Source organism: Duganella sp. FT27W, assembly GCF_009295655.1.
In the GTDB taxonomy this organism is placed as follows: domain Bacteria; phylum Pseudomonadota; class Gammaproteobacteria; order Burkholderiales; family Burkholderiaceae_D; genus Rugamonas; species Rugamonas zoogloeoides.
Genome location: NZ_WHIV01000003.1, coordinates 253,650 through 268,034, shown reverse-complemented (window position 1 = coordinate 268,034; position 14,385 = coordinate 253,650). Strand labels below are relative to the sequence as shown.

The window sequence follows — 14,385 nt, the reverse complement described above, 5'->3', positions numbered from 1 at the left end:
TTTCAATTCAACTCAAGGAGCATCGAATGGACAAGCAACGCGCGCTGCGCGACACCGTGATTACGCTCGCCGGCGAAGCGCTGGGCGTGGCGCCCGGCGACATCGCCACCGGCGTCAACATCCAGGACCTGGGATTCAACTCGGTTCTGCTGGTCGGCTTCGTGGAAAAGGTGTCGGCCGCGCTGGACGACGATATCCACCCGGGCGTGTTTTTCGAACACGCGACGCTGGATGCCTTTACCGGCTACCTGCTCGAGCACAAGTCCGACAAGGTGGACCAGTACCTGTCGATGATGGCTGCCGACATGGCACGCGCCATTCCGTCACCGGCTGCGGCGCCGATGGACGCGCAAGCGCGGCCGCTCACCAGGGGGACGCATGGCGAACTACCGCAGAACGTCCCGGTAATCATCGGCGGCGGCATCGGCGGCATGTTGATCAGCCGCGCACTGTGCCGCAAGAATATCCGCCATGTGCTGGTCGGCTCGCCGCAACTGGGCGACACGCCCAAGCTGGGCGAATCGATGACGGAGGCGTGCACCATCGAGTTCACCCAGGACTTCGAAGGCTACGAACCCTACCTGTTTGCCAAGAACTACACGCCGTTCTTCATGGGCGACATCGTGGCCGGCTTGCGCTTCGATTTCTTCGGCACCATGGCTTCGCTGTTCCTGGACAAAGCGCCGCGCGCCTTCATCCACGTCGATCGCATCGGTTTCGACCAGGCCTTGTTCGACGAAGTGAGCGCCTGCGAGCACTGCTACTGGGTCGACGACCTGGTGGTCGATGTCGATTACGACAAGGAAGGTGATCGCCTGTCCCTGCTGCGTCTGAAGAACGGCGCCACCATCAAGCCGTCGTACGCGTGGGACTGCACCAACCATATCCGTCTGCTGGGCCGCAAGCTCGAGATCCCGTTCCAGAACTTCGATGCGCCGCGCCAGGTCATCTTTACCCATTATATGCAAAAGGATTGCGAGGACCTGTGCCACCGCGAAGACCTGCCGTGGATGCACGCCACCACGCTGCTGCGCGCCGAAACGGAGTTCGACAACCTCAATGGCGTGTCCTGGTTTATCCCGCTCGGCAAATACGTCTCGGTGGGGATCAGCATGGCGCCCGAGGATATCGGCGACCGCAATCCCGAAGAGATCATCACCGCGCTGACCAAGGCGTACCAGAATCGCGGCATCGACTACAGCCGCGAATTTGCGCGCCGCAAGGAGATTGTCAGCGTGCCGTCGCAGCACTTCATGCATGAACGCTTTTATGGCGCCAATTGGTCGATGGTGGGCGGTTGCGCGGCCAGTACGTGGTTTACGTCCGGGTCGCAGATCAGCATGCTGGCGTGCATGGCGGCGATGGCCGACCGCATCATCGACGAACCGCAAGTCTATGGCGAACATTACAGCCGCCACGTACGCGGCTTTGCCAAGACCCAGCGCATCTACGACACGCTGCTCGGTTCGGGCATCGGACCGCTGGATGCGATGAAGTTCCTCTCGGGGATAGTCGAGCAGGCGCGCGGCCGGATTTCGTCCTACTACATGTTCCGCAAGGGGCTCGACACGCCGGTTGCGCGCATCGCCAAGGAACTTTGGGAAGAACAGGTGGTCGTAGACAAGGACTACTTCGCGTTCCTCAAGCAGATCGCCACCCATGCCCAGCCGGCGCGGCGGCAGGAACAGGCGGGCGCCATCTTTGCCAAGCTGGCCGAGATGCACGACGCCGCGCGCAAGGTCAGGATTCCGTACCTGCGCGACAGCGCCGTGCGCGAGGAAAAAACGGGACTGTTCCTTTAACCGGGATAAAGCGGATCATGGACCAACACAATTATCTTCAGCCCTGGGCCCAGCGCATGGCGCAGGCGTTTCGCAGCCTGTGGAATGGCGCGCTGGCGCCGGACGAGGCAACGCGGTTGCTCGATCCGGCGCTGGTGTTCCACTTCCACGACCAGGCGCTGCACGGCCCCGGAGCCTATCGCCGCTTCATGGCCACCGCGCGCGCATGCGCCAGCGAACTCGATCTGGACGAAGAACTGGTGCTGGCCCGCGACGATCTGCTGATGCTGGTCTATCGCTGGACCGCCGCCAAATGGCATTCCGACATCGTCGGTGGCGGACGCCATTCCAATTACTGCAAGGTGGTGCTGCGCGTGCGCGATGGCCGCATTGCCGAGATCTGGCAGCAGTCGCCGGATTTTCTTTACCTGCTCGGCAAGCTGCCGTTGCAGGCGCCGATGATCTATCCGCAGGTGGCGTTGTCCAGCGTTCTGGCCTGCGCGGACGGCGCCATCCGCGCCACCGACGATGCCGACACCCACGCCATGAGTGCGCTGTTCCGGCGCATGAACGACTGCTTCCTCAACCGTTCGTCGCTGCGCAATATGCAGGACATCCAGCACCACGACATCAGCTACGATACCGGCGGCACCCGGGGGACGGGCGTGCAGGCGTGGAAAACCTTCGTGTATGCGCTGCACACCTGCCTGGGCGGCCAGCAGGGCACGCGCTTCGACGACTTGTACCTGCGTGACGGCGACCGGCTGCGGGTGTTCCTGCGCGCGACCGTGGCGCATGAGTCGCCGTATATCCTGCGCTGCGCGGACGGCCTGCTGGCCGCGATGAAGATGCGCGTGCGCGACGGCCGCATCGCCGCCATCGAAACCCATCTGGCCAACTACATCCAGTTTCTCGATACCGATTTTACCCGCCACCACGAGCGGCTGGCCAAGCTGTTCCACGGCCGGCGCGAAGCGGTAGTGGAGGCAAGTGTCGATGCAACTGTGGTGATGGCTGCTGCGGCCGCGCCGCGAGAAGGCGTGGCGATCATCGGCATGGCCGGCCGTTTTCCGCAATGCGATACCGTCGATGAGCTATGGGAGGCGCTGGTTGACGGGCGTTCGCTGATTTCAGCGCTGCCCGAGGTGCGCCCCTGGCTGGCCCAAGGTACCGACATCGCCCATGCTGGCCTGATCGACCGCATCGATCATTTCGATACGGGCTACTTCCAGGTGCTGCCCGATGAGGCGCGCTTTATCGATCCCCAGCAGCGCCTGCTGTTGCAGGAGATAGTGCACAGCATCGATGATAGCTGCCACCCCGCCGCCAGCTATGCCGGGCCGCGCACGGCGCTGTTCATCGCCAACCTGTCGGTGGACTACCAGAAGCTGCTTCACGACCAGGGCTGGATCGACGATCCGCAGTCCTGGGCTGGCAACGAGCAGGCGATCTTCGCTTCGCGCGTGGCGCGCTGCTTCGATATCCAGGGACCGATCCGGCTGGTCAATGCCGAGTGCACCAGCTCCCTGGTGGCGCTGCACGAAGCGGCGCGGCTGATCGCCGCCGGCGAGATCGACCAGGCCATCGTGGGCGCTACCAATTTGCTGCTGCATCCGTATGGCTTCGCGGCGCGCAGTGGCACCTTGCTTACGCGGCAGCCGCAGGCACGCCTGTTCGGCAGCGACAGCGACGGTCAGTTGCGCGGCGAGGCGATCGTCAGCGTGGTGCTCAAGTCGCTGTCTAAAGCGCAGGCCGATGGCGACCGTATCTACGGCGTCATCGCCGGTTCGGCGGTCAACAGCAGCGGCAAAACGCTGTCGCTGGCGGCAGGGCAGGTCGAACGGCAAGCAGCCGTGATCCGCGCTGCCTGGGAAGCGGCCGGCATCGCACCGGAGCAAATATCGCTGATCGAGTGCCACGCATCCGGTGTGCGCGGTGGCGACTTTGCGGAAATCGCCGCGCTCCAGCACGCGTTTGGCGAGGGTGGCGGCGGTAATGGTAATGATGCCGCTGCGCCGGTACGGCTGGGCACCTCCAAGGCTGCCACGGGCCACGCCGAGGCGGCGTCCGGCATGGCGTCGCTGGTCAAGGTGCTGCTGCAGTTGCGGCACAACCGGGTAGTCGGCGTTGCAGGACTGGATCGCATCGACCCTGCGCTGCGGCTCGATCCACTGCGCTTTGCGCTGTCGTCGGAAGCGGCGTCGTGGCCCCGCCAGAACGATGTGGCGCGCGTGGCCGGCATCAACGGCTTTGCCGCCGGCGGCTACAACGCCCACTTGGTGGTGCGGGAATATGTCGAATCCGGTGCCGGTGCTGCGCACCTTTCAGCACCACCATCCGCGCTCGATGGCATCGTGCTGGTCTCGGCGCAGTCGCAGGCCAGCCTGCACGCCCGCCTGCGCGACTTGCTCGGGTACCTGGCCGCTCATCCGCAAACCACGCTGGCCGACCTGGCGTACACCTTGCGCCAGCGTGATGCTTTGCGCTGGCGTGCCGCGTTCATCCCGGTCGATATGCCGCACTTGCAGGCCATGCTGGCGGCAGCGCTGCAAGGGCAGGGCGGCGAGCGTGCCTTCCTGGGTCGGCGTGACCAGCCGTCCGCACCGGTCGCGGCAGAAGGTGATCCGCTGGTTATCGCTGCCGCCTGGGCCGGCGGCCAGTCATTCGCATGGACGCCGATCACGGGCCACCGGCGCCCGCGCCTGAGTGGTTTGCCAGCCTATCCGTTCGATGCCCAGCCGTGCTGGCTGCCGCCAGCGCGCGCGAGGCAGGGCGTGACCGTTAACGCTAACGGCAGCAGCACCGTCACTGCCTGTCTCACTGGCACCAGCATCGCCACCGTCACTACCACCGCAAACGCCACTAATCCTCCCATCGTTGATAGTGCCACCGTCTCCGAACCTCCGGCGCTACGCAAAGTCGTCACGCTGACCGGCAGGGAAGCCTGGTTGGCAGACCACGTGGTGAACGGCCAGGTCATGCTCCCGGCCGTGGCTTACCTGGAGCTGGTGCGTGACGCCGCTGCGAGCGCGCTGCAATGCCCGGCCACCAGCGTGCAATTGCATCAGGTGGCCTGGGTGCGGCCGGTGGTGTTCGATGGCGCGGGGGAGATAAAACTCCAGATCGCGTTCACGCCCTTAACCAATGCAAGTGCGCCACTGTTGGGCTTTACCGTTACCAGCGATGGTGACGGGGAGCCGCTGCTGCACTGCCAGGGGCAGGCACAGGCCGGCGCCGCGCCAGCCGCACCACATGTCACCACGCTGGACCAGTTGCGCGCTGCCTGCATCACACCAGGCCCGCAGCCGGAGCAGCTTTACGCGGCATACCGCGCGGCGGGACTGGCTTATGGTCCTGGCTACCACGCGGTCACGGCCCTGCATACCGACGCTTCGGGTCAGGTATTAGCGCGGCTCGAACTGCCCGCCGGTGCCGATGGCAGCACGGGTATGGCGCTGCATCCGTCGATGATAGACGCAGCTATCCACGCCGCTGCCGCGCTCACGCCAGCCGAAGGGCAGGGGGCACTGGCGCCATCGCTATCGCTGCCGTTCGCCGTCGAACGCGTGGAGATCCACGGCGAGTCCACCACTACCATGTGGGCCTTTATCCGAGACGCCGGAGGCAGCGCTGCCGGCGTCCGGGTGCGCAAGCTCGATATCGACCTCTATGCCGACGAAGGCCGCTTGTGCGTAGCGCTGTCGGGCTTTTCGCTGCGCAGCATGGATAACACTGGCGCGGCCAGGCCGGCCTCCACGCCAATGTTGGCGCATCAAGCGGAGCATAAAACAGAGCATAAATCCGGGCATCAAGCGGCGCATCAGGCGGTGCACGAACCGGTGCTGCACTTGCTGCGCGCCGAAGTGGCGGCGCTGCTGCAAGTGGCGGTGGACGACATCAGCGCCGACGAAGAGTTGGGCGCTTACGGATTCGATTCCATCAACCTCACCACGCTGGGCAACCGGCTCAATGAGCTATACCGGCTGCCTGCGGAGCGGCCGCTGAACCCGACCGTGTTCTTCGAATACCCGACCCTTGCCGCGTTTTCGCGCTTCCTGGCCAGCCGCTACCCGGAGCAAGTAGCGGCAATACACGGTGCGGCAGTCAGCCGGCTGCCGCAGCCGCCACGCGTGATCGCGGACCTCACAAAAGCGCCAAGCTTGCTCATGCATGCGATGGAAGCGCCGCGTGCGTTCGCTGACGCTGGCCAAGCGCCGCACATCTTCGCTGGTGCCGCCGAACCGCTACGCGTATCCGAAGATGCTGCCAATCCGTCACGGGTGTTCGAAAATGCTGCCGAAGCACCACCACCGAAGCCGGCCCGGTCGGCCGGCAAGGCCATTGCCATCGTCGGCGTCAGCGCCAGCTTCCCGCAGGCGCCGGACCTGGATACATTCTGGCGCAACCTGGAAAGCGCCCGCGACAGCATTGTCGAAGTCCCGCCCGAGCGCTGGGACTGGCGCGCGCTGTTCGGTGACCCTGCCACCGAACCGTTCAAAACCGACGTCAAATGGGGCGGTTTCATGGATGGTATCGCACATTTTGATCCGCTGTTCTTCGGCATCTCGCCGCGCGAGGCCGAGTTGATGGACCCGCAGCACCGGCTGCTGCTGCAACATGCCTGGCATGCGATCGAGGAAGCCGGCCATAATCCGCGCAGCCTGGCGGGTAGCCGCACCGGTGTGTTCATGGCCACCGCCAACAGCGGTTACGGCAATCTGCTGGCGCAGGCCGGGCTGGCGGTCGATGGTTCGACCATTACCGGTATGGTGCCGTCGGTGGCGCCCAATCGCATCAGCTACCTGCTCGACCTGCACGGTCCCAGCGAGCCGGTGGAAACCGCGTGTTCGTCGGCACTGGTGGCCATCCACCGCGCCATGGCCGCGATCGACGCCGGCCACTGCGACCAGGCGCTGGTGGGGGCGGTCAATACCATCGTCACGCCGGATGGCCATATCGGCTTCCGCAAGGCCGGCATGTTGTGCGAGGATGGCCGTTGCAAGACCTTCTCGCGCCACGCCAACGGTTATGTGCGTGGCGAGGGCGTGGGCGTGCTGCTGCTCAAACGCCTGGCCGACGCCGAGCGCGATGGCGACCATGTCCACGCGGTCTTGCGCGGCAGCGCCGAAAACCACGGCGGCCGCGCCAACTCGCTGACCGCGCCCAATCCCAACGCCCAGGCGCAATTGATCGCAACTGCCTTTACCGAAGCCGGCATCGATCCGCGCACGGTGGGTTATATCGAAGCGCACGGCACCGGCACGGCGCTGGGCGATCCGATCGAGATCAATGGCCTCAAGCTGGCGTTTGCCGACCTGTATGCCAGGCATGGCGCGGCGCCGGCGCAGGAGGCGCACTGCGGCATCGGTTCCGTCAAGAGCAATATCGGCCACCTGGAACTGGCGGCAGGCATGGCCGGCGTGGTCAAGGTGCTGATGCAGCTGCGCCATCGCGCGCTGGCGCCCACCCTGCATGCGCAGGAACTCAATCCCTACCTGGAGATCGAAGGTAGCCCGTTCTTCGTGGTGCGCGATGGCCGGCCGTGGGCCGCACCGCGCGACGCCGAGGGGCGCACCTTGCCGCGTCGCGCGGGCGTGAGTTCCTTCGGCTTCGGCGGCGCCAACGCCCACGTGGTACTGGAGGAGTACCAGGCAGAGGTCCCGCCGGCAGGCGACAGCACCGCAGGACCGCAGGCCTTCGTGCTGTCCGCCCGCACCGAATCTCAGCTGTTCGACGCGGCGCGTCGCCTGCGCGCAGCACTGGACGCTTTCAGTGACGACGACTTGCCGGCCATTGCGTACACGCTGCAACTGGGCCGCGAGGCCATGACGCACCGGCTGGCGCTGGTGGCCGGTTCGCTGGCGCAACTGCGCACGCAACTGGACGCCGTGCTCGAAGGCCGTGCTGCGGTCATGCCGGACGTTTACCTTGGCGCCGGCAAGGCCGGCCGCGACACCATCGCGCTGTTCCAGTCCGACGACGAATGGCGCCCGGTGCTGGCGGACTGGCTGACGCGCGGCAAGTACCGGCAGGTACTGCCGCTGTGGGTACATGGGCTGGCGCTGGACTGGAAACCGCTATACGCCAACACTCGTCCGCGCCGGCTGTCGCTGCCCGGCTACCCGTTTGCACAGGAGCGCCACTGGGTGCCGCCAGGGACCGCCGGTCATCCGCTGCCGGCGCCGGCGCATGTTCTGCATCCGCTGTTGCACACCAACGTCTCCGGCTTCGACGGCCAGCGCTTCCGCACCACCTTCACCGGCCAGGAATGGTTCCTGCGCGACCACGTGGTGTTACAGCGCCGCGTGCTGCCAGGCGTGGCTTACCTGGAGATGGTGCGGGCGGCGCTGGCGCAATCTGCCCGCTCAACCCAGGGCGTGGTGCTGCGTGACGTGGCTTGGCTGCAGCCGGCGGCGCTCGATGTCGGCGATGCGGGCATCACCCTAGAACTGGCGCTGATACGGCGCGACGACGGCGACGTGGCGTTTGCCATCACCAGTGGCGACCAGCCGCCGCGCACGCACTGCCTGGGAGTTGTCAACCTTTCCGGCTCCGGGCCACAGCAAAAGCCGTTCACACCGCCGCCGGCTGGCGGCGTCACTGTCTTGGCCGACCGGATCTACGAGCGGTTCGCGGAACTGGGCATTGCCTACGGCCCTGCCCACCGGCCGCTGTGCGAGTTGCACGTGGCGGAAGCTGTGGAAGGCCACGCAGCGCAGATATGGGCCACGCTGGAACTGCCGGCAACCGCCAGCGCAGGCATGCACGACTACGTGCTGCACCCGGCAATGCTCGATGGCGCCCTGCAAGCGGGTATCGGCTTCATGCTGGCGCAGTCCGGCGGTCAGGCGCCGCTGCCGTTCCACCTGCGGCGGCTGGAAGTGCTGGCGCCGTGCACCGCCAGCATGCGCGCGCTGGTAACACGCGACGCCGCTCATGCCCAGGATGGCGACGCTATCCGCCTCGATATCGACCTGTACGACACCGGGGGCGCGCTATGCGTACGTATTGGCGGCTTCGCCTCGCGCCAGGCAGGTGGCCCGCATACCGAAACCTCCGCCCACCGTACGTTGTCGAGCGAACCGCACGCGCTGGTGCTGGCGCCGGTCTGGGAGCGGCTCGAGTATCGGGCCTCGGCCGAGACCAGTCCGCGTGCCGGCGACCGCGTGTGGCTGCTGGACGTTGCCTGTGGCCCCGCTGCCGCCGCCGTTCTGCGAGCGCATTGGGCACACCCCACCGTCTTTGCACCAGGCGGTCCCGACGCGTCGTCCTCACCCGTTACATCTTGCAGCCCCGACACTCCGTTCGCACCTGCCGTCCACGCTAGCCTCGCCACGACGTCTGCGATCGACACACCCGGCATACCTGGTAACGCCGGCACGCCGTTCACACCTGGCGCATCCGCTAGTTTCGTCACGACATCCACACCCAGGGCACCCAGCCTGCTAAGTACATCCGCCGCCACCATCACACCTGCCGGGCAGGCAAACGACGCCGATCAGGTCGCGTCGGCAGGCGCCGACCAGCGGACATTGCTGGCGGATGGCGTCGATCACGTCGTCTGGGCTGCCGCCGACCGGCAGGAATTGGCGACCGATGGCGATGCCATGCTGGCCGCCCAGGAGAGCGGCATCTTCGCTGTTTTCCGCGCCGTCAAGGCCTTGCTGGCCCACGGTTACGGCGGCAAGCCGCTGGCCTGGACTTTCATCACCACCGGCGCGGCGGCGCCGAACGCGGAGACGCGCATCGATCCCACCCATGCCGGGGTACGCGGTCTGGCCGGCGTGCTGGCGAGGGAATATCCGCAGTGGTCGGTGCGGGTGCTGGACCTGGCGCCCGGCTGGTCGGCCGATGTGGCGACGCTGTCTGCGGCCCTGGCGCTGCCCGCCATCGACGCGGTGGTGCGCGACGGCGTCTGTTACCAGCAAAAGCTGGCGCCGCTGCATGTGCTGGACCGGGTGGCCGCACCACGCTTGCGCGAATCGTCGTACCGGGCCGGTGGCGTGTACGTGGTGATTGGCGGCGCCGGTGGCATCGGCGTCCTGTGGACCGCTTACATGATGCGAACGTACCAGGCGCAGGTGGTGTGGCTCGGACGCCGGCCGCTCGATGAAACCATCGCGGCGCGGATAGCGGAACTGGCCGATCACGTCGCCGCCCCAATGCCGGTGTACCTTGCCGCCGACGCCACCGATCCCGTATCGCTGGCCGCCGCCCGCGCGCAAGTGCTGGCGCGCTTCGGCCGCATCGATGGCCTGGTGCACGCGGCGGCGGTGTTGTCCGATGCCAGCCTGGCCAACCTGGACGAAGCGGATCTGCGCGCAGTCTATGCCAGCAAGGTCGATACCAGCGTGCGCATGGCGCAGGTGTTTGGCGGCGACCGGCTCGATTTCGTGTTGTGCTGCTCGTCGCTGGTGGCGTTCGCGCGCCCGCCCGGTCAGGCCAACTATGTGGCCGGCTGCGTGTTCCAGGATGCCTGGGCCCGGGCCATGGCCGCGCACTGGACCTGCCCGGTGAAGGTAATGAACTGGGGGTACTGGGGCGGCGTGGGTCTGGCTGCGGACGATGGTTACCGCGACCGCATGGCGCGCCTTGGCGTTGGTTCGATCAATGCGGCCGAGGGCATGGAGGCGCTGGAAATGCTGCTGGCCGATAGCCAAAACCAGACCGCGCTGGTCAACGTCACCCGGCCGCTGGCCGAACTGTCGCAGGGGATTTATGCAGGAGTGCTGGCGGGCGGCCACCCGACCGCAGAGTCACCCGTGCAGGCAATGGCGACACCGCCATCGGCGGCGGCAACGGCAACGGCAGCGGCAACGGCAACGGCAACGGCAACGGCAACGGCAACGGCAACGGCAACAGCGACGACTCCCGACGAAGCCGGGCTGACTGCCATCGTCACCAGCGTGCTGTCGGCCGCGCTCAAGGTGGCTCCCGGCGATATCGATCCCGACGAGCCGTTTTCGGCCTACGGTGTCGATTCCATCACCGGCGTGCAGTTGGCGCAAACATTGAACCAGCGCCTGGGGCTGGAGCTGGACGTGACGCTGTTCTTCGACCACGGCTCCGTGCGGCGCCTGGCGCAGCACCTGCTCGACCGTCATGGCGCCACGCCAGACATCACTCAGCCGCTGGCGCAGAAAACGCCGGTGCCATCAACCGCACCAGTGGCAGCTCACCTACCGGCGCCAACGACAGCGCCAGTTCCAGGACCTGCAGTATTTCATCCACCGTCGTCGATGGCGCGAACAACGGCACCGACCCTGGTAGCATCAGCATCAGCATCAGCACCAGCACCAGCACCAGCACCAGCATCAGTACCAGCAGCACCAGCACCAGCACCAGTACCAGCACCAGTACCAGCAGCACCAGTACCAGCAGCACCAGTACCAGCAGCACCAGCACCAGCAGCACCAGCACCAGCAGCACAGGCGGCAGAAGCAGCACAAGCTGCACGAGCTGCACATGCAGCATCAGCACCACATGCAGCATCAGCAGCACCAACCACATCACCAACCACATCACCAACCACATCACCAACCACATCAACAACTCTGCCAGCCAACAATCCCGCGCCAGCAATCGCCACTACCGCGCCGACGGCGGAACCCATCGCCATCGTCGGTCTGAGCGCCGCCTTCCCGCAAGCTGACAGCCCCGAAGCGCTGTGGCAGGCCCTTGCCAGCGACCGTCACTGCGTGACCGAAGTGCCGAAACAGCGCTGGGACTGGGAGCAGGTCGGCGATGAATCGCTGACCGACGCCGAACGCGCCTGTTTCCGCTGGGGCGCCTTTCTCGACGGCGTCGAGCAGTTCGACGCCGGCTTTTTTGGCATCGCGCCGGAGGAGGCGGCGTACATGGCGCCGCAACAGCGGCTGCTGCTCACCCACGCCTGGCGCGCCGTCGAGGATGCCGGCATCACTCCCGCCACGCTGGCGCAATCACCCACCGGCGTGTTCATCGCGGCCGTGCCCAGCGACTATTTGAACCGGCTCGAACACGCAGACCATGTGCCGTTGGTGGTAACCGGGCTCTCGACGTCGATGATCCCCAACCGCATTTCGCAGTTCCTCAACCTGCGTGGCCCCAGCGAACATTGCGATACCGCCTGTTCCTCCACTCTGGTGGCGCTGCATCGCGCGGTGCAGGCGATCCGCAGCGGCGAGTGCGCGCAGGCACTGGTGGGAGCGGTCAACCTGCTGCTCACGCCGGCCGGCTACATTGGCTTCCAGTCCATGGGTTACTTGAACGCCGGTCGCCGCATGGCCGCTTTCGAACCTGGCGCGTCCGGGTTCGTACGGGCCGAGAGCGTGGGCGCGCTGCTGCTCAAGCCGCTGCGCCAGGCGCAGGCCGACGGCGACCATGTGTATGGAGTGATACGCGGCACCGGCGTCGCCCACGGCGGCGGCGCGCTATCGCTCACCATGCCCAATGGGGGCGGCATGCGCCAGGCGATCCGCCAGGCGCTGATCGGCAGCGGTGTCGATCCTGCCAGCGTGTCGTACATCGAGGCGCACGGCATCGCATCTCCGCTGGGCGATGCGATCGAGATCGGTGCGCTCGGTGACGAGTATCGTCGTTCGACGTCCGATACGTCGTGCCGGATAGGCACCGCGCGGCCGGTCGTGGGCTATGCCGAAGTGGCGTCCGGGCTGGTCTCGCTGGTCAAGGTGCTGATGGCCTTCAGGCACCGCACCTTGCCCGGCATTCCCGGCTTTGCGGGGCCGCACGCCAACCTGGCGGCGGCCGCCGGCCGCTTCGCTTTCAGCGCCGAGCCGCAACCGTGGCCGGCGCCGGTGGACCGGCATGGCGTGATCGAGCCGCGCCGGGCGGCGATCAACAACTTCGGCTTCAGCGGCGTCAATGCCCACCTGGTATTGGAAGAGTACCTGCCGGCGGCGCGCCAGGAGCTACCGGCGCAGCCGGAACTGATCGTGCTCTCCGCCCGCACCGACGCCGCGCTGCGCCAGAGTGCCGCCGACTTGTTGAATACGTTGCAGGAAGGCCCGGCACCGGCACTGAGCGATATCGCTTTCACCCTGCAAACAGGTCGTGCGCCGTTCAATCGCAGGCTTGCGGTGGTGGCCGACAGCCACGAAACGCTGCGGCGCGAACTGCAACGCCACCTCGACGGCAACGCTGTCAACACTGGCGCCAACGCCAACGCCAACGCCAACGCCAACGCCAACGCCAACGCCAACGCCAGTGCCAGTGCCAGTGCCAGTGCAGGAGCCACCGCGACCGGCGATAGCATTGGCTGCAGCAACGGCACCCACAACGACACCGAAGCCGCAATCGCAATCGCAAGCGGCACCGCCACCGCCAACGCCACCAACAACGCCACCAACAACGCCACCAACAACGCCACCAACAACGCCACCAACAACGCCACCAACAACGCCACCAACAACGCCACCAACAACGCCACTAACAACGCCACCATGACCACCACCGGCCGCGCCGGCGCCAAAGTCGCTGACCGCGCTCAGGCCGAGTTATGGGCGCGCCAGGGCCGGTTGCCGGAACTGGCCCGCCACTGGGTTGACGGCGGCACCGTGGACTGGCGGCTGCTGCGTGCGGAAGGTTCGGCGCGCAGGGTGTCGCTGCCCGGCCACCCGCTGTCGCCCCGGCCGTACTGGGTCACCGGCGCCACCGGCCTGTCCGCGCTGCACGGACGGCGCAAGGCCAAACGCGCAGCCCGCATCAACAAGGGCGTCAACCAGGGTGTCAACCAGGGCGCCGACGGCCAGGGTGCCGGTCGTGCGGCCGCCCCCAGCACCACGCCCGCCACCTAACACCTCGAATCCCAACCACTGAAAGGACTGATATGGCGAACAATATGCAAGCACAGGCCAGGCAGGTGATCCAGCAGGCCATCCTGCGCCATGGCGGCATGGCGCGTTACGAGCAGGTCGATCGGATCGTCTGCGACGTGACGACCATGGGCGGACTGGCCATGCGCCGGCGAGGGCTGCACGCCGATTTTCCGCTGCCCAACCGGGTCACGCTGATGCCGCGCCAGAGCCAGGCCGTGCTGCATGACTATCCGGCGCCGGGACGCTCCTGCCTGTACGACAACGGCCGCGTGGCCATGGTGGGGGGAGGGCGCGAAGCGGTCTTCGACAGCGACAACCACCGTCAGCAGATGCTCAGCGTCTCGCGCCTGCGGCGTCCATGGACCGTGCTCGATGCCGTCTATTTTTTCGGCTATGCGATGACGCATTACGCCTCGCTGCCGTTTTCGCTGCCCGGGTTGAAAGTGGTGGGGCTGGCGCGGCGTAGCAGCGGCGACTGGCGCACCCGCATCGATGTCGAATATCCCGATGGCGCCCACACCCACAGCAAGCAGGAGACCTTCTATTTCGATGACACCGGCCTGCTGGTGCGCCACGACTATCGCCCGGAAGTGAGCTCGCCGGTCGCGCGCGCCGCCAATTTCCTGCACGAGTACAAGAACTGCGAAGGCCTGCTGATCACCGAACGGCGCAAGGTCCACTTCCGGCTCGGGCGCCTGGTCACGCCGCTGATCGTGATGGACGCCAGCATCAAGGTGCGGGAAGTGATGTACAGCTCCCCTGAAATGGCGGTCATCTCGGCATAAAGC

At 66.4% G+C, this 14,385-nt stretch carries 3 protein-coding genes; all 3 read left to right on the top strand.

Annotation, left to right across the window (positions count from 1 at the left end; all coding sequences use genetic code 11):
• The first annotated feature begins 26 nt into the window (after window positions 1-26).
• Genes F8197_RS13015 through F8197_RS12960 form a run of 3 tightly spaced genes read left to right on the top strand, consistent with a single transcriptional unit; the run spans window position 27 to window position 14,382 of the window.
• A complete protein-coding gene (locus tag F8197_RS13015; RefSeq protein ID WP_193333425.1) occupies window positions 27-1,802 on the top strand; it encodes an acyl carrier protein in 1,776 nt (591 codons plus the stop codon).
• A 17-nt stretch (window positions 1,803-1,819) separates the two neighbouring features.
• Window positions 1,820-13,576 (top strand): SDR family NAD(P)-dependent oxidoreductase, encoded by an 11,757-nt coding sequence (locus F8197_RS28585; protein WP_193333424.1) that lies wholly within the window; start codon window positions 1,820-1,822, stop codon window positions 13,574-13,576.
• A 32-nt stretch (window positions 13,577-13,608) separates the two neighbouring features.
• Window positions 13,609-14,382, top strand: a complete 774-nt coding sequence (locus F8197_RS12960) for a hypothetical protein (RefSeq protein ID WP_152882229.1) — start codon at window positions 13,609-13,611, stop codon at window positions 14,380-14,382.
• The last annotated feature ends 3 nt before the right edge of the window (window positions 14,383-14,385 follow it).